Raw genomic sequence first — 21,941 nt, 5'->3', positions numbered from 1 at the left:
TCCTGTGTTCTGTTCTGGTTGCTATTCTCCCTCGCGCTCCCGAAGGGCAACCTCAAGCGTTAATCCATGCCGATTTGTGACGGTCACACGATCTCCTGCGGAAAGCGGGGTGGTGGAGATGGCGCGCCAGCGTTCGCCGTGGACCATGATATATCCGTCACTTCCCGCCCAGCTTTCCACTTCGCCGGTCGAATCGATCATTTCTTCAGCGCCGGTAACCGCTCTCTTTCGCCGCACGAGCAAGGCAAGGCGAGCGACGACAACGCTGAAGATGAGACTGACGACTGCTATGCCGCCGATTATTGGCCGTGAGATTTCCAGACCCGGAATGTCTGTATCCAACAGGATGATTGCCCCCAGAACCAATGCGCCGCTGCCGCCAATGCCGAGAATCCCGAACGATGGGGCCAGTGCCTCTGCGACGAGCAACACACTTCCGAGCGCAATCAGGCCCAATCCAGCATAGTTTACCGGGAGAACGGCTAATGCATACAGTCCGATAATCAGGCTGATAGCCCCGACCGTGCCGGGAACCAGAGCTCCGGGGTTGATGAACTCGAAGATCAGTCCGTAAATGCCGATCATCATGAGAATAAGAGCGATATTGGGATCGGTGATCGTGGAAAGAAAGCGCGCACGCCAGTCCGGCTCAAGGGCTTCAACTACGAGGTCGGTTGTGCTGAGTTTGATATTTTCCTGGCCCACTCGCACGGTGCGGCCATCCGCCTGTTTCAGCAAGTCGTCGATCGTGGCGGCCATGAAGTCGATAACATTCTCGCGCATGGCGGCGTCGGACGAAAGTGCGGCTGCCTCGCGCACGGCTTTTTCAGCCCAATCCGCATTGCGATTGCGCAGTTCGGCAAGTCCGCGAATATAGGCTACCGAATCGTTGATTGCCTTCGCTTCACTGGCGGTTTTCGGAAACTGAACAGGTTTGTTCGAGTTATCCTTGTTTGCTTCCTTTGAAGCATTCCCGCCATCTTCGGGTTCGCTATTGAAGGGCGATCCGCCACCGATGGCGACAGGGGTCGCAGCCCCCAGATGTGTGCCAGGCGACATCGCGGCCAAATGGCTGGCATAAAGAATGTAGGTTCCCGCACTCGCAGCCCTCGCTCCACTTGGAGCTACGAAAGCGATCACCGCTATGGGCGAGGCCAGAATTGAACGAACGATGTCACGCGTGGAACTGTCGAGTCCTCCGGGCGTGTCGATCTGCAACACAATAATGTTTGCTTTGCGCTGCGCTGCCTTTTGCAAACCGCGTGAGATATAGTCTGCTGTCGCAGGGTTGACCGTTCCATTTAACTTTAAAACAATCGCGCTTCCGGTCACATCCGAAGCGGCGGGCTGCAAATAAGAAACGGTGACGAAAAACAGCATAAGAAATATCCATACTGTTCGTCGTTTAAGCAGAGCAAACTTCTCTAGTTTGTTTTGTGCCATGTATTAATATATATCAAAAACCGGAAAAGGTCGATCATCGGCGAAGCGACATTCAAGCCAGTGCGCGTTATTTGAGCTGATGAACAGCATTGCGGTTTCAGAGTATGTCTCGCCTTTTTGTTTTCATGGCTAGTGCTGAACGCAAATCTGTAACGTTACAGATTTCATTTATTCTCATGTTTCCAGTTTAGATGAGGGGTGCAGGTATGGCATGAAAATTCCAATCACTCCAATACATGCCGAACTATTTTTTGTTTATTTTCAACGTGTTGACTGAATTCCACCGGGGCTGTTCATGATGAAGCAAATTAAAAGCTTGCAAGCGGGGCCGTTTCGGATACCATACCTGTAACGTTTCAGATTTGGGAGGAGATGAAATGTCGTACGGGAGAACGGCGGTTTTCGCCGCGTCGATCTGTTTGGCAACGACAACACTGGCGATGACCGGGACATCGTCGGCGGCCGATCTTGAAGTTACCCACTGGTGGACCTCGGGCGGTGAAGCCGCCGCCGTCAAGGTGCTGGCTGAAAAGTTCGATGCGCTTGGCGGCGACAAGTGGGTTGACGGGGCTATTGCCGGTAGCGGCTCGACCGCTCGTCCGATTATCATAAGCCGTATCCTCGGCGGCAATCCGATGGGAGCCACGCAGCTCAATCACGGACGACAGGCCGAAGAACTGGTTCAGGCCGGCTTGATGACAGATCTGACGGAGCTTGCCGAAAAGGAAGGCTGGGCCGATTTCATCCGCCCCGGAAGCCTTCTCGAGTCATGTACTTTTGAAGGCCGCCTTTATTGCGTTCCGCTGAATATCCATTCGTGGGAATGGATGTGGATCAATCCGCAGTCCTTCCGGGATGCCGGTGCCGAACCACCGAAGAACTGGAGCGATCTCGTTGCCGCGGCCCCCAAACTGAAGGAAAAGAACATCGTTCCCCTTGCGACCGGCGACGGCTGGCAGGTGAATGGTATGCTCACCGTCTTGATGACGGCGATCGGCGGCAAGGAACTTTATCTCAAGGTCAACAAGGACAAGGATGCCGACGCCGCGCGCGGGCCTGAAATGAAGAAGGTCTTTGAGGCGCTTGCCGAGGCGCGTGCGCTGGCCGACCCCGGTTATGTCGGCCGCTCATGGAACGAGGCGACCAATATGGTTCTGACCGGGCGGGCGGGTGCGCAGATCATGGGCGACTGGGCCCAGGGTGAGTTCGGCACCGCCGGCAAGATGGCCGGGAAGGATTACGACTGCCTGCCGGGGCTTGGTATGCATCCATATCTCGAAACGGGTGGCGATGCGATCTACTTTCCGAAAAACGCGGACCCGGACGTCACCAAGGCGCAACTCAAGCTGGCCAGTATGCTCGTTTCCAAGGATACGCAGGTCGCGTTCAATCTGGCCAAGGGTTCGTTGCCGATCCGCGATGATGTCGATCTCGATTCTGCATCGAGCTGTATGCGGGCCGGTATTGAAATCCTCAAGAACCCGGACAACATCATCCCGTCGATGGAGCAGTTGCGGGCACCGGATACACAGGGACAGATCGAGAGCCTCGCGGCCGAGTTCTTTTCCAATCCAGACATGACGGTCGATGACATTCAGGAACGTTTTGCGGAGATCATCGAACAGGCTCAATAATCATTCGTATCTCGCACCGTCAGGAGGAAGGTGGTGCGGGATATCCGCAGATCGGGAGAGGGAGGAGAACATGACCGTCCTTGACGATAACCGCCAAAGAAAGCCCTTGGGCTTGTTTCGCAATTTGAATGCGAAGATTGCCGCGCTCCCGATGATAGCGACGGTTCTGGTCGTCTTCATAGGCTGCACGCTCTGGACGGTCGCATATTCCTTTACGTCCTCCAAATCATTGCCGATGTGGAATTTTGTCGGCTTCGATCAATATGCCCGGCTGTTTTCCGCGACGCGCTGGCATGTATCCGTTCGCAATCTGGCGATCTATGGTGTGCTGTGCATGGGTTTTTCGCTGATCGTCGGTTTTGTGCTTGCTGCCTTGATGGATCAGAAGATCCGCTTCGAGAATACGTTCCGCACGATCTTTCTCTATCCCTATGCCCTGTCCTTCATCGTAACCGGACTGGTTTGGCAATGGATATTCAATCCGCAACTCGGGCTGGAGAAGGTCGTTCGCGATATCGGTTTCGATAATTTCCAGATGGCGGTCCTGTCGAGCCGTACTTATGTCATTTATGCCATTGTGATTGCCGGGCTATGGCAGATGACGGGTCTGGTCATGGTTCTCATGCTGGCCGGATTGCGCAACATCGATGACGAGATATGGAAAGCCGCGCGGGTCGACGGCATTCCGAAGTGGAAAGCATATGTTTTCATCGTCTTGCCGATGATGCGTCCGGTTCTGGTAACCACGGTGGTGCTTATCGCTACAGGTATCGTGAAACTGTACGATCTGGTCGTGGCGATGACCAATGGCGGTCCGGGCATCGCTTCCGAAGTGCCGGCAAAATATGTCTACGACTTCATGTTCGGATGGGCCAATCTCGGTCAGGGGCTTGCCGCTTCCACGGTCATGCTGACCACGGTTCTCATCATTCTGGTTCCGTGGACGATGCTCGAATATAGCCGGAGGAAGCCAAGATGACAGAAGCAGTCCTGAACCGGAAGATGTCGGACGACGCGCAAATTCCGGCCGCTGAAGCTCAAGGGAAGCAGGCTTCGCAGCCATGGGGACACAAACCGAAACGACGTTTTGCTCCGGCAACCATCATGCTTTACTGTGTGCTGTTCGTCGCCGCCGTCTATTACCTGTTGCCGCTCTATGTGATGGTGGTCACCTCCCTGAAGGGTATGCCGGAGATCCGGCTTGGCAATATCTTCGCGCCGCCGGTCGAGGTCACTTTCGAGCCCTGGGTCAAGGCATGGAGCGAGGCTTGCACGGGCCTTTATTGTGAAGGGATCAGCGCGGGCTTCTGGAATTCGGTCAAGATCACCGTACCGAGCGTGATCGTGTCAATAGCGATTGCTTCGGTCAACGGCTATGCGCTGGCGAATTGGAAATTCAAGGGATCGGAAGTGTTCTTCTCGATCCTGCTTTTTGGAGCATTCATACCCTATCAGGTCATGCTCTATCCGCTTGTCATCATCACCCGTGAGCTTCGCATCTTCGGTACGCTGACGGGGGTCGTGTTCATCCATACGATCTTCGGTATGCCGATTCTGACGTTGCTGTTCCGCAATTATTTTGCCGGCTTGCCGCCAGAACTGTTCAAGGCCGCGCGCGTGGATGGGGCGGGGTTCTGGCGTATCTTTTTCCAGATCATGCTGCCGATGTCACTGCCGATTTTCGTCGTCGCGATCATCCTGCAGGTAACCGGCATCTGGAACGACTTTCTTTTCGGGGTGGTGTTTGCGGGAACGCAGAATTTTCCGATGACCGTCCAGCTCAACAATATCGTCAACTCCATGCAGGGCGTGAAGGAATATAACGTCAATATGGCCGCTACCATTCTCACAGGTGCCGTGCCGCTGCTCGTTTACTTCCTTTCCGGCCGCTATTTCGTTCGCGGTATAGCCGCTGGCGCAGTGAAGGGATGAACCTCATGAATTCCAGTGTTTCCATCCAGGACCTGTCGCTCGATTTCGGTTCGGTCAATGTGCTGCAAAATCTCAATCTGGAGATCGATGAAGGCGAGTTTCTTGTGCTTCTGGGGCCTTCGGGTTGCGGCAAGTCCACGCTGCTCAACTGTGTTGCCGGGCTCCTCGACATTTCCGAAGGCAGCATCTTCATAAAGGGGCGTAATGTCACCTGGGACGAACCGAAGGACCGCGGCATCGGCATGGTGTTCCAGTCCTATGCGCTGTATCCGCAGATGACCGTCGAGAAAAACCTCTCATTCGGCTTGCGCGTTGCAGGCTTGTCGAGGACGGAGATCGACAAGCGCATCAAGCGCGCCGCGGAAATTCTCCAGATCGAGCCACTTTTGCAGCGCAAGCCCTCCGCTCTGTCCGGTGGGCAGCGCCAGCGTGTCGCCATTGGTCGTGCGCTCGTGCGCGATGTTGACGTTTTTCTGTTCGACGAACCGCTTTCCAATCTCGATGCCAAGCTGCGTTCGGAACTGCGGGTAGAAATCAAGCGCCTGCACCAGAAGCTCGGCAATACGATGATCTATGTCACTCATGACCAGATCGAGGCATTGACGCTGGCGGACCGCATCGCGGTGATGAAGGGCGGTATCGTGCAGCAGCTTGCCGACCCGCTTACGATTTATAATCGTCCCCGGAACCGCTTCGTTGCGGGCTTCCTTGGTTCGCCCTCGATGAATTTCTTTTCAGGAGAAATCGCCACGGATAACGGGCCTGTCTTTCATATCGGGAATGCGGCCGTGCGGCTTGATGGCTACGACGGTGCGCTGGCGTCCGGGCGGAAAGCTACGCTCGGGGTCCGACCCGAGCATGTCAGGCTCGATGTGGAGGGTGGGTTCGAAGCCACTGTCGATCTTGACGAGCCAATGGGCGCGGACAGTCTGGTCTGGCTTCGCCTGAACGGACATCCCCTGTCGGCGCGGGTGGAAGCCGGCAAACGCTATCGGGCCGGCGATAAGGTGAGGATCGGATTCAAGGCAGATACGCTTTCACTTTTCGACGCCCAAACGGAGGAGAGGCTTTAGATGAAACGAGATATGCGCTTCCCGTAAGCGCTTCCGATACAGGCGAAATCATTGGTTTTCATGCCATGGCGCGAAGGAAACTTCCGCTGTGACGGAGGTTTTTTTTGCCCGGCAAAAGCCTTGCCGGTTCAGGATTTAGATCGAAGGACGAAAGACATGAACGGTTATTCCTATCAACTTTACAGCTCGCGCAACTTCCAGCCCCTGGAACGCACGCTCTCCATGTTGCACGATCTCGGTTATCGGAGGGTCGAAGGCTATGGCGGTGTCTATGGCGATCCGGTGCAATTGAAGAAAGACCTGGATACGCTGGGCCTTTCCATGCCTACCGGGCATTTTGGACTGGATATGCTGGAAAATGAGGTCGATCGCGTTCTGGAAATCGCCAGGGTCGCCGACATGAAGGCGATTTTCTGTCCCTATCTTGACGCAGATCGGCGCCCTGACACGGTCGCGGGCTGGCAGGAACTTGGAAAGCGCCTTGCGGCGGCAGGCGAACCTTACCGCAAAGCGGGTTATGCATTTGGCTGGCACAATCATGATTTCGAGTTCCGTCCCCTGACAGATGGATCGGTGCCGCTGCAACATATTCTCGACGCGTCGCCTGATCTTGCGTGGGAGGCCGATATTGCATGGATCATAAAGGGCGGCGGTGATCCGATCGAGTGGATCGACCGGTACGGGGACCGCATTCTTGCCGTTCATGTCAAGGACATCGCGGCCAACGGCGAAAAGGGCGACGAAGACGGCTGGGCGGATGTCGGCCACGGGACGGTAGACTGGGCTTCCCTGTTCGCGGCCCTGCGCAAAACGCCGGTCCAATATTTCATCATGGAACATGACAATCCGTCGGACGATGTCAGGTTCGCAAGCCGTTCCATCGAAACCGTAAAAGCTTTCTGATCTGGAGAGACAAATGACGAAGACACTCGGTGTCGGTATCATCGGCTGCGGAAACATCTCCGCCGCCTATCTGCGGCTTTCCCCGATGTTTCGTGGCATCGAAATACGGGCATGTGCCGATCTCAATTCCGCGGCTTCGGAAGCGCGCGCGCAGGAGTTCGGCATAAAGGCGCAGACCATCGATGAACTGTTGCGGAATGACGATATCGATATCGTCGTCAATCTGACGGTTCCGGACGCTCATTATGCCGTGACGAAGCAGATTTTGGCGGCCGGAAAACACGCCTATTCGGAAAAGCCGCTTGTCCTGTCGATGGCGCAGGGTCTCGAACTGAAAGCGCTGGCCGATCGCAGGAACCTGAAAGTTGGATGCGCGCCGGATACGTTTCTCGGCGGCGCGCATCAGCTTGCGCGGCGTGAAATCGATAGCGGCACTGTTGGACGCATCACATCGGGCACATGCCATGTGATGAGCCACGGCATGGAGCATTGGCATCCGAACCCGGACTTCTTTTTCAAGCCGGGCGGCGGGCCGATCCTCGATCTGGGGCCATATTATATCGCCAATCTCGTCAATCTGATCGGGCCGGTGAAGCGGGTTGCCGCCTTGACCTCGGCGGCAACGCCGACACGAACCATCAGTTCCGAGCTACGCAGGGGCGAGACCATACCGGTCGAGACACCCACGACGATTCACGCCCTGCTCGAATTCGAACAGGGGGCAACAATCACGCTTTCTGCAAGTTGGGATGTTTGGGCGCATCGCCATGCAAATATGGAACTCTACGGCACGGACGGCTCGCTTTACCTGCCGGATCCGAATTTCTTCGGGGGCGAAGTTCAACTGGCGAAACCGGGACAGGCCGCGAAGCCTGTCGAAAACTGGGATCATCCGTTCGGTATCGCGAACGAAGAACATTCCAACGGAATGATGGCCAACTATAGAACAGCAGGTCTGGCGGACATGGCTGCAGCGATCCTCGACGGTCGCGACATGCGTTGTTCGCTTGAACGCGCTTTGCATGGGGTCGATGTCATGCTGGCAGTCCTCCGCTCCGGCGAGGAAAAGCGCTTCATCGATATCGAAACGCGCTGCACTCGCCCGGAAGCGCTTGATGTGGCCGCAGCCGAGGCCTTGCTCCGGCAGGCCGGGAACACGAAAAAGCGGGCGGCAAACTGACTTTGCCTCGCTCCTCCCGAGCGACAGGAGGCTATTTTGACACTACGGTGCCGGAGTAGCCTCCGCCCTTTTTTCAGCCTATCGTTTGCAAGGACTTTATGTCGGCACCGCTGATGCGGCCCAGAATGGCCTTGCCGAGTTGTTGTCCGGCAAGCTTGAAGTTTTCTTCGACAACAATCAGCCCCGGACGAAACCAGTGCAGGATCTGCGTGGACTGCTTCGCCGCGACATCCAGTTCATTGCCGATGCTCAACCCGGCGTCCTCGACACCGGCAACGACTGCCAGGGCCGCAGCACTGCCGGAGCAGATGATGCCGTCCGGCCGGTTAGGCCTTTTCATCAATTCCGCAATATGTTCCCGCAAGTCCTCAAGCGGCGTATCGAGATCGACGCTTTCGAACGGCGATCCGCTGCAATTGAAGGTGCGCAGCCCCTCATAAAAGCCGCCCACCATGTGCCGGTAGTAGGTGAGATGCGCCGGCGGTGCAAGCAAGGCAAGCCGCCTGCGTCCGCGTGACGCCAGTTTACCGGCCATGTCCAGCGCGAAAGTGAAATTATCGAAGTCGTGATAGGGGTGTTCAATGCCCATGTCTGTACGTCCATGGGTAGCGAACGGGAAATTGTGCTCGGTCAGGTAATGGACACGCTGATCGTCCGGCTCCGTGCGTGAAAAAATGATGCCGTCGGCCGAGCCGGTCTCCACTATGTAACGGATCGGCTCTATCGGCGCGCGCGAGTGAAAATAGGGCGTGAGAATGAGATGATATTGCGTTTCGGCCAGAACATCCGCGACGCCGTGAATGACCTGACTCGTGAAGCCCATGATCTCGTCCTGCGTGTTCAGAACGAGTGCGATGACGTTCGTCTTGCCGGTTCGAAGACGCACACCCGCACGGTTGGGGCGATAGCCGATCTGACGTGCGATAAGCTGTACGCGCTTGCGTGTTTCAGGGCCGATTTCGGGCGCATCCTTCAGTGCCCGTGAAACCGTGGTTACGCCAAGGCCGGTCATGAATGCGATTGTCTTCAACGTCGGCCGTTCATTCTCAAGGAACGGTTTCGCAGGACTCTGCGGCTTGGCGGCCTGCGGGTTCCTTTTTCCATTCATGCGCATTTCGTCCGGCAGCGAGGAGCGGGATATACAGACAGGAATAAAATTAGCTTATCTATCAATAGTTTGTTTTGCCTGCCTTGTCATCTTTTAAGATGCTTTCCGCCGGCAGAGAGGAGATCCGGCCAGAGATCTCCCCTCGTCCAGATATTCATACAACGCGACGGTTTGTTCACCCAGGAACAGGCGCATCATCGCGAAGCAGTTTTCGGTTCTTCAGTTCTGCCCAGAAGTCCGTTGGAATCGGGTGGCAGAACCATTTCAGGTTTTGCTCCAATTGTTCGACGGTCCGCGTTCCGGCGCAAAAAGAAGGAATCGCGGGATGAGCGACGACGAATTGAAGCGCGGCCGCTGGCAGTGGCACATTGTAATCGCGGCAGACAGCCTCGATTTTCGCCACCTTGTCCATAATGGGTTTGGGAGCGGGTGAATAATTGTATTTGGCGCCGGGAATCGCGCCGGTTGCCAGAATACCGGAATTGAAGCCGCCGCCAACAAGAACGGCGGCGCCACGTTTTTCGCAAAGGGGGAGGAAGTCGTCGAGAGCTTCCTGCTCAAGCAGCGTATACCGCCCGGCGAGCAGGAAGCAGTCGAAATCGCGCCGTTTCAGCGCCTCATGACAGACTTCCCATTCATTGACGCCGACGCCGATTGCCTTGATAGCACCTTGCGAACGCAATTGTTCGAGCGCGCGCCAGCATCCATCCATGGCCTGTTCAAAGACTTCTGGCTGGTCCTCACCGCGTGTGTATCGGTCGATATCGTGAATGAAAAGCATATCGATGCGTTCGAGCGCCAGTCGTTGCAGCGAATCCTCAAAGGAACGCATGGTGCCATCATAGCTATAGTCGAAGGTCATGCTGTTGGGGGCCGCATTTCTCCAGGGGGAAAAATCGATCTCGGAACGGGGAGCGGCTTTCAACACGCGGCCAACTTTTGAAGCGACCACGAAATCGTCACGCTTCTTCCAGCGTAGTGAATGCCCCAGCCGCAGCTCGGAAAGCCCATGCCCATACATCGGCGCGGTGTCGTAAAAGCGGATGCCGCTGTCCCACGCCTTCTGCACCATTGAATCGGCGGTGTGTTCGTCGATTTCACGCTGGAAATTGCCGATCGGCGCAGTGCCGAAGGCGAAGGCTGTTACATCGAGACCGCTACGGCCAAATTTACGTCTATCCGACGGCTGCATAAAACTCCTCCCTATATAATTCGCCTGCATCGGGCACCGATCCGATTGCATCGGATCGGTGTTTTAATCTGCCGTGGTCAACTGACAGCTTCCATTCCGTGTGTTTGCAGGAAGACCTTCATTTTCCCGGCGGCGGTGTCGGGATCGCGGAACAGGCCCGCCTGGTCGGCAAGGCGGAACAGTTCCGCATAATGCATCACACTTCGCGAGGATTGCATTCCGCCAAGCATACCGAAATGCTTCTGGTGGCCATTCAGCCAGGCCAGGAACACGACGCCGGCCTTGTAGAACTGCGTTGGCGCTTCAAAGATCAGCCTGGCAAGGGGGAGCGTCGGATTCATGATGTCAAAATAGCGGGTCCGATCGCCATCCGCCAACGCGGCGAGCGCTGTCGCGGCCGCAGGCGCAATCGGATCAAAAATACCAAGCAAAGCGTGCGAATAGCCTGTTTCATCTCCGGCTATCAGTTCCGGATAGTTGAAATCATCCCCCGTATACATCTTGACCGAAACGGGAAGGCGCCTGCGCATGGCGATTTCCTTGGACTTGTCGAGCAGTGAGATTTTGATGCCGTCGATCTTGTCGGCATGGGCTCCGATGAAATCGATCAGAAAATCCATTGCCTGATCGTGGTCACCAAAGCCCCAGTATCCCGCGAGTGCCGGATCGAACATCTCTCCCAGCCAATGCAGGATTACCTTGCGGCGGCTCGCCGAGATCAGTCGGCTATAGATGCGCGCATAATCGTCGGGGCGCGCGTTGCAGGCGACCATGGCGCGGCTCGCCATCAGGATTGGCGTGGCTCCCGCGCCTTCAATGAATTCCAGCTGCTCTTCATAAGCGCGGAGAATATCATCGAGCGAATGCGCCCCGGCGCCAAGCTGATCCGTTCCGACGCCGCAGGCAACCTCGGCGTTGTCCACACGCTTTGCCTCGGCCATGGTGTTGCGGACGATTTCCTTCGCACCTTCCCAGTCGAGGCCCATGCCGCGCTGGGCGGTATCCATCACTTCGGCTACTCCAAAGCCAAGCGACCAGAGGTGACGGCGGAAGCTCATGGTGCTTTCCATATCGATCCTGGCCGTCTCCCAGGGCGCGCCCGTGTCGAAGGCGCTGCAGACGACATGGGCCGCGGCGAAGGCCGTGCGAGCCAGCGGCCTGTCGTTGACCGAGGCAAAGGGACTCGGGTCCCGCATTTCATAGATTTCGCTCTTTCCTCCAGTTGTCGGAAGCAGAATCCTCGTCATTGAACGTTCCTTCTTTCTTGTCCTTTGGGAGCGCGTCATTCGGATCGACCTGTTGCGAAGCCGGTCGCGCTCATCCACACATGCGATCAGCTATTTGACGAACCTTTGGCTGGCGTTGCTCGCTGAAATGCAAGTCCTCAATCAACGCATGTTCGATGGTGTCCGGGCATATGCATCCGTTCCGACACTGACGATCACCCTGCGTTGCTCCTCCCGGCGGTATCGCCAAATTCTCCAACCTTCCGCTTGACATGCATATACCGTTGACACTAAGTGAACAAGATGGTTACTTAAATAAATCTCGAAACCACGGCTCGGAGGGGAGCAGTGGTTGGTGTAGTCCAATCGGCTTGCTGCGAAGCGAGTTGCAAAAGACGGTTGTTGGATGGCCGTTGTTCGAAAGGGAGGAATATCAGTGAAAATCTATCGTCAGTTGTTTTTGGCCGCAGGCGTTTCCATGTTCGCTGCCGCTGCACATGCGGAAGCACCGAAAATTTGCGTCAGCACGTGGAATCTGACCAATCCTTATTGGGTGAATGTGGTCAATGGCGCCAAGGAGCGCGGGGCTGAAGTCGGTGCGGAAATTGTTGTCAATGATCCGTCCAATGACAATAGCCGCCAGATCGCATCGATCGAAAACTTCGTTACTCTTGGCTGTAAGGCCATCATCATTGCGGCGATCGATCCGGCATCGACCGAGCAGCCTCTGGCAGATGCTCGCGCCGCCGGTGTAAAGATCATCGCGCAGTCGATGGAAACTCCGGTCGCGGATGTGTGGGCTTCGGCCGATGAGCACGACATGGGGCACACGATCGGCGTGGAAGCGGGCAAGTGGATTGCCGAAAAGCTCGACGGCAAGGCATCGGTCCTGGTTCTCAACGATGATCGTCAGCCGCAGATGATCGCCCGCAAGCAGGGTATTCTCGACGGGATTGCCGAAAAGGCACCTGACGCGAAGATCGTCGCGGATCAAACCGCTCCTGACACGGCCACGGGCATGACGGTGACGGAGTCTGTTCTTCAGGCTAACCCGGGGTTGAATGTTGTCGTCGCCAACAATGACGCGAGCGCGCTCGGCGCTTTGGCGGCAGCGGAATCGGCCGGCATCGACACGACGAACATGTTTATCGGCGGTGTGGATGCGACCCCGGAAGCACGTGAAAAGATTGACGGCAAGACGGCGTTCCGCGCCAGCGTCGACAACGTGCCATTCGATAATGGCCGTCAGGATGTCGATTTCGCCATGAAGCTGATTGCCGGGGAGAAAATCGAATATCGCCAGGTCATCAAGGTCAAGGCGTATTCTGGAAAATAAAGCAAAACTTGCCGTGGCGTTAGGGTGCTTTTCGATCTGATTGATACGGACGGCACTCTATCTGTCTGTTCTGGCACGCATCCCGATCTGCTTCGTACGGATCGGGATGCGGCTCCAGTGATACGGCAGAAAATGCCGGGAGGAAATGATGAGTGAAGTTCTCCTGGAAATGCGCGATATTCGCAAAGCCTATCCGGGTGTGCTCGCGCTTTCCAATGTCAATCTGAAGGTTCAGCGCGGTGAAGTGCATGGCCTGATGGGTGAAAATGGTGCGGGCAAGTCAACGCTGATCAAGGTACTTGCGGGCGCAATCAAGCCGGATAGCGGACAGATCATATTCGAAGGCAGGCCGTTTAACGGGCTCGACCCGCGTACGGCCATGGATCTCGGCATTGGGGTGATCTACCAGGAATTCAACCTCGTTCCCTATATGTCGGTGGCCGATAACATCTTTTTGGGTAACGAGTTCAGTCGGGGACCGTTCACTTTGCCCGGAAGGGCGGTCAAGGCGGCGCAGTCGGTGCTCGATTCGCTGGGGATCGATATCGATCCTTCCGTGCAGGTCAGCGAACTGACCGTCGCTTACCAGCAGATGGTCGAGATCGCCAAGGCGGTTTCCAGAAATGTTCGACTTCTCATCATGGACGAGCCGAGCGCGCCTCTTTCCAATCAGGAAGTTGCCCGCCTTTATGAGCTGATCGACCGTTTGCGCGCGCAGGGCATAGCGATCATTTATATTTCGCATCGTCTGGAAGAGATTTTCCATTTGACGAACAATGTCACGGTTCTTCGTGACGGTGTCCATGTCGGGTCTTCGCCGACCGAAAATATCACGCGTGAAAAGCTGATTTCCATGATGGTGGGGCGCGAGATCAGCGAAACCTATCCCGAAGGCGGTTTCGGCCAGGAGGCGACAGCGCTTGAGGTCAAGGATCTATGCGGCCAGAAGTTCCGGGATATTTCCTTCACCCTCAAACAGGGAGAAGTGCTCGGTATCGGCGGACTGATCGGATCCGGTCGCACCGAGGTTGCGCGCGCCATATTTGGCGCGGATCCGGTCGCCTCGGGAGAAATCGTGGTTCACGATTGTCCGGTGGCGGTGCGCAATCCCCGTCACGCGACGGAGCTGGGCATCGCGCTCATTCCGGAAGACCGTAAGCAACAGGGTTTGCTGCTTTCCATGAGCGTGGGGGAAAATGCTTCCCTTGCCGCCCTCTCGAAGTTCACGTCCAATGGCCTTATCGCCCTTGGCCGGGAGCAGGAGGCGATGCGCAAGCACGTTGAGACGCTGAAAATTAAGACGCCCTCGCTGGAACAGAAAGTGGGCAATCTCAGCGGCGGTAACCAGCAGAAGGTCGTGATCGCCAAATGGCTGGAAACCGGAGCGCGGATACTTATCCTCGATGAGCCTACACGCGGTATCGATGTCGGTGCCAAACAGGAAATCTACAAGCTCATCCGCACGCTGACGCAACAAGGCATGTCGATTATCGTCATTTCGTCCGACATGCCGGAACTCATAGGGATTTCAGATCGCATTCTGGTCATGTCGCGCGGCCGTATTGCCGGTGAACTGTGCGAAAACATAAGCCAGGACAGGATCATGGAACTCGCCGCGGGCTGACCCCCGGCCAGAAAACAAGCGCTCTCGGCTGGGAGAGCACGGAAGGTTTCAAGATATGACCAATATTCGCAGCATCATTTCGAGATACGGTATGGCGGTGGTTCTGCTGTTTCTCCTCGTGTTCTTCTCGTTCGCGACGGATGCGTTTCTGTCGCAGCAGAACATCACCAACGTATTGCGGCAGGTCGCCATGCTTGGCATCGCGTCTGTCGGCATGGCGCTGGTGGTGCTGACGGGAGGCATCGATCTTTCGGTCGGTTCCGTCATTGCCCTTGTCGGTGTCGTGGTGGCGCTTGCCATGACGGCACTTGGTCTTAACGTCTATGCCGCGTGCCTGCTTGGCATTGCAACCGGCGCATTCGTTGGACTTATCAATGGTTTGGCCGTGACGGCATTTGCCATTCCCCCGCTTATCGCCACGCTGGCGATGCTGACGGCCGTTCGCGGTGTCGTCTATATTCTGTCGGGTGGGCTTCCCATCTTTGGCTTTCCGCCGGAGTTTTCCGTCTTTGGCCGCGGCATGGTCGGCTTTATTCCGGTGTCGGTTCTTACAATGATCGCGGTCCTGGCCATCGGCTGGATTCTGCTTAATCGCACGCGTTACGGTCGCTACCTCTATGCTATCGGCGGCAATCAGGAAGCGGCGCGTCTTTCCGGTATTTCAGTGAATTTCAACCTGATCATCACTTATGTGCTGGCTGGCATTTTCTCTGCAATCGCAGGCATCATCATGCTTTCGCGACTTAACTCGGCGCAGCCGAACGTGGCTACCGGTTTTGAAATGGATGTCATCACCGCAGTTGTTCTGGGTGGTATCAGCATATCGGGCGGCGAGGGCCGGTTTTCGGGCGTGATCTTCGGCATACTGATCATCGGCGTGCTCTCGAATGGCATGATCCTTCTCAACGTGCAGGATTATTGGCAGCTTGTTATCAAGGGTGCAGTCTTGATGCTCGCCGTTGGCCTCGATCGTTATTATGCGCGCCTTAGCCGGCAGAATGCGCAGAAATCGCAGGCTGCCCTGCTCAACCAGCCACAGGTAATGGCCCAGGCTGCAAAGTGAACGACACAATGGCACAAGCCTTTGATTATGTGATTGTTGGTGGCGGTTCTTCCGGTTGTGTGCTGGCCGCGCGGCTGACCGAGAACCCGGCTGTTCGCGTTTGCCTGATCGAGGCAGGCGGACGCGATAATCATCCCTTGATACACATGCCGGTCGGCTTCGCCAAAATGACCACGGGGCCGCATACATGGGGGCTGACAACCGCGCCACAGAAGAACCTGAACGACCGCGAAATTCCCTATGCCCAGGCGAAAGTTCTGGGCGGCGGGTCCTCAATCAACGCGGAGGTTTTCACGCGTGGACATCCCAGCGACTATGATCGCTGGGTCGAGGAGGGGGCCGAAGGCTGGGGTTTTCAGGACATTCAAAAATATTTTCTTCGTTCTGAAGGCAATACGATCCTGTCGGGGGACTGGCATGGAACGGATGGGCCGCTAGGCGTTTCGAATATACCCGCGCCGCAGGAAATGACGCGGGCCTTCGTCCAGAGCTGTCAGGAAACCGGAATGCCATATAATCCGGATTTCAATGGGGAGAGGCAGGAAGGAACAGGCGTTTATCAAACCACGACGCGCAATAATCGCCGTTGTTCGGCGGCCGTCGGCTATCTGCGTCCGGCTTTGGGGCGCAAGAACCTGACGGTCATCACAGGCGCGCTGGTTCTGCGTGTGGTTTTTGAGGGGCGGCGCGCGGTTGGCGTTGACTACCGGATCGGCGGCAAAAGGGCTTCTGTTCGGGCCGGAAGTGAAGTCCTGCTCACTGCCGGAGCGATAGGCACGCCGAAACTGATGATGCTGTCGGGTGTCGGGCCAGCGGATATGCTGCGCCAGCACGGTATCGAGATTGTGCAGGACATGGCTGGCGTCGGGCAGAATCTGCAGGATCACTTCAATACGGATATCGTTGCCGAACTGAGCAGTCACGTCAGCCTGGACAAATATAACCGGCTGCACTGGATGTTATGGGCCGGTATCCAATATTCCCTGTTTAACTCCGGTCCGGTTACCTCCAATGTCGTCGAAGGCGGTGCCTTCTGGTATGGAGACAAGAACAGTTCCTGCCCGGATTTGCAGTTTCATTTCCTGGCTGGCGCCGGTGCGGAAGCGGGAGTGCCCGGTGTGCCGAAAGGCGCGTCGGGGGTGACGCTCAACTCATATGCCTTGCGGCCAAAATCGCGTGGCTCGGTGACCTTGCGCTCCGCCGATCCGTCGGCGCGACCGGTGATCGACCCGAATTTCCTGTCCGACCCCTACGATCTGAAAATCGCGCTCGAAGGCGTCAAGATCAGCCGGGAAATCTTCGCACAGCCGTCTTTGCAAAAATATATCAAGACGATGCGGTTCCCGGAAAAGGGCGTGCGGAGCGATGCCGATCTGACTGCCTATATCCGGAAATATGGCCGAACAGCCTATCATCCGGCTTGCACCTGCAAGATGGGACGGGACGATCTGTCGGTGGTCGACCCGCAATTGCGCGTTCACGGTCTGGATGGCATTCGCATCTGCGACAGCTCGACAATGCCGAGCCTTATCGGTTCCAACACCAATGCAGCAACGATCATGATCGGTGAAAAGGCGGCGGATATGATCCGTGGAAATGCCTGATTGCGCCGGACAGAAGACTAATTGAGAGAGAAACGAAATGGATGCGGTAAATAACAGGCCGGTAGTGCTCATTACCGGCTCGGCGCGGGGAATAGGACTGGCTGCGGCGGAAGCGCTGGCTGCTGAAGGCTTTTCCATTGCCGTCAATGGCCCCGTTGACGATGAAGAATTGCGCATGGCGGTGCGCCGGATCGAAGCTTATGGAGTTCCAGTCGTCGCCGCGCCTTTCGATGTGACCCGTATCGACGCACACCGGGCTGCGCTGGAGGCTGTCGAAGCGAAACTCGGTCCCTTGACCACCCTGGTCAATAATGCCGGTGTCGGTGTGCTTCAGCGCGGCGATATGCTCGATGTTTCCGAGGAAAGCTGGGATCGATGCATGGCCGTAAACAGCAAGGCCATGTTTTTTCTCAGTCAGGCTTTCGCCAGGCAGCTTTTGTCGAGAGAGCGGCCAGCCTTGTTTCATTCGATCGTCAATATAACGTCTTCCAATGCCGTGGCGGTGGCCGAGCAGCGCGCGGAATATTGCGCATCCAAGGCCGCCGCATCGATGGTTTCCAAGGCGCTGGCCGTCCGGTTGGGGCGCGAGGAAATCTCGGTTTACGACGTTCAGCCCGGCTTGATCGCCACGGAAATGACGGCTCCTGTCATCGACAGCTATCGTGATCGTGCAGCCGCTGGCCTGACCTTGCTGCCGCGGGTCGGCGAGCCGGGGGAAATCGGTCGGCTGATCGCTTCACTTGCGTCTGGACGTTTACCGTATACGACCGGCATGACAATCCCTGCCGATGCCGGAATGCTGGTGCCACGGTTTTAGAGCCTAATCCGACCGGAGCGAAACGAGGCTCGATGAGCAGAACTCATCGAGCCTCGGTATGGTGCACGCAGAAAGACAGGTAATGCGGGACTTTTCACAAGATCACACGCCTCTGGCACTGAACACTGCCACTCTTGGCCATAATCTTGAAGGCTATGGTGCGGGCTGGTCGCCGGAACAGGTGATCGACGCCTGTGCGGCTCGAGGCTTTGGATCGATAGTCTACTGGCGTCGCGAGATCGGTTCTCGTGCCGTGGAAATCGGCGAGCGTACACGTGCGGCGGGGCTTTCGGTCGTCGGCCTTTGCCGAACGCCATTTCTCGTCGGCACAGATGCTCTGGACAGACAGAAGCTCATGGACGACGCGATGTCGTCGATTGATATGGCTGCTGCACTTGGTGCCGATGTGCTGACGATCGTTGTTGGCGGAGTGCATCCGGGAACAAAGGGTGTTGATGAGAGCCTCAGGATCGTTGCCGATCGTATCGCCGACCTGGCGTCATATGCAAGGGATCGTCATGTCAAGCTGGCCCTGGAACCTTTGAATCCTGTCTATGCCGGCAATCGTTCCTGTCTGACAACGTTGCGGGATGCCGTCGACATATGTGATGCGGTAGGGGCCGACAATCTCGGCCTTGCGGTCGATGTCTATCATGTCTGGTGGGATACGGATATCGATGTACAGCTCGAGCGTGCCGGCAAGGATCGGCTCTATGGTTTCCATCTCTGCGATTGGCTGGCCGATACGCGCGACATATTGCTTGATCGCGGCATGATGGGAGACGGTGTTGCCGACATACGGGGCCTTCGGTCGTCCATCGAAAAGGCGGGATATAACGGCCCGTGTGAAGTCGAGATATTTTCCTCACAGAACTGGTGGAAACGCGCGCCGGAAGAAGTGCTCGACCGGATCGTGGAACGTTTTCGTTCTGTGTGCTGAGGTGGGAAGTAGCGACCCGGTTACTTTCTCTCAGGCCCGGTCAGGGCGGCAATGGTGAAATCGATAACATGCTGGCGGCGTTCTGCCAGATAAGAGTCCTTGCCAATTGACGCATCGAATGTCGCTGACAGCGTATGGCGGTTGGCGAAACCGAAATAGCACAGGCCTGCAATATCGATATAGAATTGCACGGGATCGAACATACGGCCGAATACGCCCTTTTCGACGCCGCGTTTCATCAAGCCTTCCAATGATGATATCAGAGGTTTCTGAATGTCGCCCATATGCCCGGAACGGTGGACGTAACGACCGCCGTTCAGGTTTTCCTGGGACAGGAGCGCCATGAATTCGGGATGCTGAACATAATAGTCGAAGGTAAAGGCAACCAGCAGCGATATGCCCTCCACCGGTTCCATCTTCTCCAGATGCAGTTTGCGTTCCGCATCGCGTATCTGTTGATAGGCAAATTCCAGGGTGGCTTCGTAGAGTTCTTCCTTGCTCTTGAAATAATGATAGAGCATCCGGTGTGAGAATTCCGCTTCGCGGATAATGTCTACCACCCGCGCCCCATCGAGGCCGGCACGCGCGAAATGGCGCATACCCGCTTCGAGAATCTTCTGTCGGCTCGCAACCGGATCACGCCGGTTCGGCCCCTGGAGTTTGCGAGGCTGACGCTGCGCCTGTTCCACGAGATTACCTTTTTTGATCGGCATGGAGGCGGGTTAGCGAGCCACCCATTGCTGGATATGAGTTGCTACAGCAGCCAGATCGCCCGTTTGTGTCCTGACCTCAATGTCAGCATAGGATCGTCTTTTGGCAAGGTCAATTTTGGCAATCTTGTAAGTAATGGTGATCGTATCGCCAATTCTTACACCCTTGAGAAAACGAACCTTGTCATATCCAACAGAGACGGGAACTTCCGGCGCGTCGGCGCGTGTTGCTTCACCGGCCTTGGTGGAGCATGAGGACATATAGCCGACCAGAAGCGCGCCGTGAGCGATACGCCCGCCATAGGGCGTATTTTTCATTTCCTCTTCATCGACATGGTTGGGCGACAGGTCGCCGGTAATGCCCGCGAACAGATAGACGTCCGATTCCGATACCGTTTTAGAGAACGTAAAAGTCTGGCCGATTTCGACATAAAAATCGCTCATGACTGTTTTTCCTTCCAGAATTGTGCGCCTGTCTGCGGCGTAAGGGTAAACAGATCCGTTCGCATCAATCGAGGTTCACGGATGATGGGGGAGAATTCCATATGGTCGAGAATGTCGGCCTGTATATCGATGCCGGGGGCTACTTCGACCAATTCGACACCTTCGGAGGTGAGTTCAAAGACTGCGCGCTCCGTGACATAAACGACTTTCTGGCCACGGCGGGCCGCTTCGCTGCCACTGAAAGTGATACCGGCAACACGGGAAACAAGCTTGTGGATTTTGCCGTGCTGGCGAATTTCCAGTTTTCCATCCGTGGCTTCGATATCCAGCCCTTTGGCTGCAAAAGTACCGCAGAAAACCACGGTTTCCGCTCCCTGCGAAATATCCACGAAGCCACCGGGGCCGCTCATCCTGCCGCCGATATGGGAAACGTTGACATTGCCTTCGGCATCCATCTCGGCCATGCCGAGATAGGTCTGGTCGAGACCGCCGCCGGAGTAGAGATCGAACTGCGCGGCAGAAGAGACGATTGCGGACGGGTTGGAAGCGATGCCGAACAGGTCGCCCGTCATCAAGGTGCCGTTGTGCAGCCCTTGCTCGATGGTTATCCAGAAATCCGACTTTCGCCCCGATGTTTCGACAATGCCGGCCACATCGGCGGACATGCCAAACCCGAAGTTGATCGTTGAACCCGTTACGAGTTCCGCAGCGGCCCGATGTGCAATGATGCGCCGCGCCGCGTCAGCGAAATTCGGTGGGGTGACATCGGCCACCTCCCTGTTTTGCCCCGAAAGACTGAGATTGTAAGGGCCGAAATAGGTCTGCGGCTGTTCCGGGGCGAGGGCTACGACGTCTACAAGATTGCCCGGTACTGCAACTTCACGTGGCAGGAAGCTGCCCCGAGGTCGGATTTCCCGCACCTGGGCGATAACGCGTCCGCCGGAATTGCGCGCTGCCAGCGCGATATTATAGATGTCGAGATCGGCGGGTTCTTCGATGGCGCAAATATTGCCGTCCTCATCGGCAAAAGTACCGCGAATGACGCCGAGGTCGACAGGGAACGGCTTGTAGCGCAGATATTCTTCGCCATCGATCGTCATCAATTCGACGATCTCTTCGTCCGTGCGGGAATTCGAGCGCCCGCCGCCATTGCGCGGATCCACGAATGTGCCGAGGCCGACTCTGGTGATCAGTCCTGGACGGCCCGCGCCGATTTCGCGCATCAGATTGATAATGACACCACTCGGCAGGCAGTAGGCCTCGATGTCGCCGTTGCGCGCCATGTCCAGCATACGCGGCGACCAGGTCCAGTGACCGCCGATTACTCGCTTGACCATGCCTTCATGCGCGAAACGGTTTGTGCCGCGCTCGCCTTTGTCGCCGATGCCCAGTGCATGTACAAGGGTCAGGTCTCGCGGGTGGCCGGTCTCTTTGAAAGCGGCTTCCAGCCCGGCCAGAACGCCATCCGGCTCGAGCAAGCCACCGCCTGATCCCGTCGTCACCACCACTGCGCCATCCCGGAGAGACGACAGATATTGTGGCAGATCATCAAGCTCCATGACCGTCTTTTTCACTTACAAACTCCCTGAAACCTTCCCTGCGCGATTGTCGCAGCAATCGTAGCGAGAGCGTCTTGCGCTCTTCGGCCGAACATTATAAGTAACAATTCTGTTTAATTACGAACATTGCCGGATGCAAGCCTCCCGGTTTGA

Annotated in this window: 19 protein-coding genes; 12 read left to right on the top strand and 7 right to left on the bottom strand. The window is 56.4% G+C overall.

From position 1 onward, the window contains the following. Window positions 1-21: 21 nt before the first annotated feature. On the bottom strand, window positions 22-1,443 hold the full coding sequence (locus FHS76_RS09170; RefSeq protein ID WP_374828582.1) for an NfeD family protein: 1,422 nt from the start codon (window positions 1,441-1,443) through the stop codon (window positions 22-24). A gap of 377 nt (window positions 1,444-1,820) precedes the next feature. On the opposite strand from FHS76_RS09170, the gene FHS76_RS09165 reads away from it, so the two are divergent. From FHS76_RS09165 to FHS76_RS09140, 6 genes are all read left to right on the top strand, one after another. Further along, window positions 1,821-3,077: an ABC transporter substrate-binding protein gene (locus tag FHS76_RS09165; RefSeq protein WP_374828583.1), complete on the top strand. Its 1,257-nt coding sequence runs from the start codon at window positions 1,821-1,823 to the stop codon at window positions 3,075-3,077. A 70-nt stretch (window positions 3,078-3,147) separates the two neighbouring features. Then, the gene (locus FHS76_RS09160; RefSeq protein WP_183651093.1) at window positions 3,148-4,056 is read left to right on the top strand and encodes a carbohydrate ABC transporter permease; all 909 of its coding nucleotides are present in this window, start codon (window positions 3,148-3,150) and stop codon (window positions 4,054-4,056) included. Window positions 4,057-4,079: 23 nt separating this feature from the next. Beyond that, complete coding sequence (locus FHS76_RS09155) at window positions 4,080-5,009, top strand: carbohydrate ABC transporter permease (RefSeq protein ID WP_235992631.1); 930 nt, start codon at window positions 4,080-4,082, stop codon at window positions 5,007-5,009. A gap of 5 nt (window positions 5,010-5,014) precedes the next feature. Then, window positions 5,015-6,082, top strand: a complete 1,068-nt coding sequence (locus FHS76_RS09150; protein ID WP_183651088.1) for an ABC transporter ATP-binding protein — start codon at window positions 5,015-5,017, stop codon at window positions 6,080-6,082. Window positions 6,083-6,238: 156 nt separating this feature from the next. Continuing rightward, window positions 6,239-6,985: a sugar phosphate isomerase/epimerase family protein gene (locus FHS76_RS09145; protein ID WP_183651085.1), complete on the top strand. Its 747-nt coding sequence runs from the start codon at window positions 6,239-6,241 to the stop codon at window positions 6,983-6,985. Window positions 6,986-6,998: 13 nt separating this feature from the next. Continuing rightward, on the top strand, window positions 6,999-8,165 hold the full coding sequence (locus FHS76_RS09140) for a Gfo/Idh/MocA family protein (protein ID WP_183651082.1): 1,167 nt from the start codon (window positions 6,999-7,001) through the stop codon (window positions 8,163-8,165). A 73-nt stretch (window positions 8,166-8,238) separates the two neighbouring features. Here FHS76_RS09140 and FHS76_RS09135 read toward each other — a convergent pair whose 3' ends face one another. From FHS76_RS09135 to FHS76_RS09125, 3 genes are all read right to left on the bottom strand, one after another. Next, window positions 8,239-9,273, bottom strand: coding sequence for a LacI family transcriptional regulator (locus tag FHS76_RS09135; protein ID WP_183651079.1), 1,035 nt, complete (start codon window positions 9,271-9,273; stop codon window positions 8,239-8,241). A 175-nt stretch (window positions 9,274-9,448) separates the two neighbouring features. Next, a complete protein-coding gene (locus FHS76_RS09130) occupies window positions 9,449-10,465 on the bottom strand; it encodes an aldo/keto reductase (protein ID WP_183651076.1) in 1,017 nt (338 codons plus the stop codon). Between the two features lie 77 nt (window positions 10,466-10,542). Further along, a complete protein-coding gene (locus FHS76_RS09125) occupies window positions 10,543-11,712 on the bottom strand; it encodes a dihydrodipicolinate synthase family protein (RefSeq protein WP_183651073.1) in 1,170 nt (389 codons plus the stop codon). Window positions 11,713-12,127: 415 nt separating this feature from the next. Between FHS76_RS09125 and FHS76_RS09120 the strand changes: the two genes are divergently transcribed. The 6 genes from FHS76_RS09120 to FHS76_RS09095 all read left to right on the top strand — a co-directional run bounded on the left by FHS76_RS09120 (window position 12,128) and on the right by FHS76_RS09095 (window position 19,075). After that, window positions 12,128-13,027, top strand: coding sequence for a sugar ABC transporter substrate-binding protein (locus FHS76_RS09120; RefSeq protein ID WP_183651070.1), 900 nt, complete (start codon window positions 12,128-12,130; stop codon window positions 13,025-13,027). Window positions 13,028-13,175: 148 nt separating this feature from the next. Further along, entirely contained in the window at window positions 13,176-14,651 is a 1,476-nt protein-coding gene (locus tag FHS76_RS09115; RefSeq protein ID WP_210306055.1) for a sugar ABC transporter ATP-binding protein, read from the top strand. 55 nt (window positions 14,652-14,706) lie between these two features. Continuing rightward, window positions 14,707-15,714 carry an ABC transporter permease gene (locus FHS76_RS09110; protein WP_183651064.1) on the top strand — a complete coding sequence of 336 codons (1,008 nt, stop codon included), beginning with the start codon at window positions 14,707-14,709 and terminating at the stop codon, window positions 15,712-15,714. A gap of 8 nt (window positions 15,715-15,722) precedes the next feature. Then, window positions 15,723-17,318: a GMC family oxidoreductase gene (locus FHS76_RS09105; RefSeq protein ID WP_183651062.1), complete on the top strand. Its 1,596-nt coding sequence runs from the start codon at window positions 15,723-15,725 to the stop codon at window positions 17,316-17,318. A gap of 37 nt (window positions 17,319-17,355) precedes the next feature. Continuing rightward, complete coding sequence (locus FHS76_RS09100; protein WP_183651060.1) at window positions 17,356-18,135, top strand: 3-ketoacyl-ACP reductase; 780 nt, start codon at window positions 17,356-17,358, stop codon at window positions 18,133-18,135. An 82-nt stretch (window positions 18,136-18,217) separates the two neighbouring features. Continuing rightward, window positions 18,218-19,075 carry a sugar phosphate isomerase/epimerase family protein gene (locus FHS76_RS09095; RefSeq protein ID WP_183651058.1) on the top strand — a complete coding sequence of 286 codons (858 nt, stop codon included), beginning with the start codon at window positions 18,218-18,220 and terminating at the stop codon, window positions 19,073-19,075. A gap of 20 nt (window positions 19,076-19,095) precedes the next feature. Here the strand turns inward: FHS76_RS09095 and FHS76_RS09090 are convergent, their stop codons facing one another. Genes FHS76_RS09090 through FHS76_RS09080 form a run of 3 tightly spaced genes read right to left on the bottom strand, consistent with a single transcriptional unit; the run spans window position 19,096 to window position 21,803 of the window. Beyond that, window positions 19,096-19,788 (bottom strand): TetR/AcrR family transcriptional regulator, encoded by a 693-nt coding sequence (locus tag FHS76_RS09090; RefSeq protein WP_183651056.1) that lies wholly within the window; start codon window positions 19,786-19,788, stop codon window positions 19,096-19,098. Window positions 19,789-19,797: 9 nt separating this feature from the next. Continuing rightward, window positions 19,798-20,229, bottom strand: a complete 432-nt coding sequence (locus FHS76_RS09085) for a MaoC family dehydratase (protein ID WP_183651054.1) — start codon at window positions 20,227-20,229, stop codon at window positions 19,798-19,800. After that, the gene (locus FHS76_RS09080; protein ID WP_328700463.1) at window positions 20,226-21,803 is read right to left on the bottom strand and encodes an acyl CoA:acetate/3-ketoacid CoA transferase; all 1,578 of its coding nucleotides are present in this window, start codon (window positions 21,801-21,803) and stop codon (window positions 20,226-20,228) included. Before FHS76_RS09080 ends, FHS76_RS09085 begins: the two co-directional genes overlap by 4 nt. Window positions 21,804-21,941 lie beyond the last annotated feature (138 nt).

It is taken from the genome of Brucella daejeonensis (assembly GCF_014199265.1).
GTDB lineage: Bacteria > Pseudomonadota > Alphaproteobacteria > Rhizobiales > Rhizobiaceae > Brucella > Brucella daejeonensis.
This window is presented reverse-complemented; position numbering and strand designations above follow the sequence as displayed.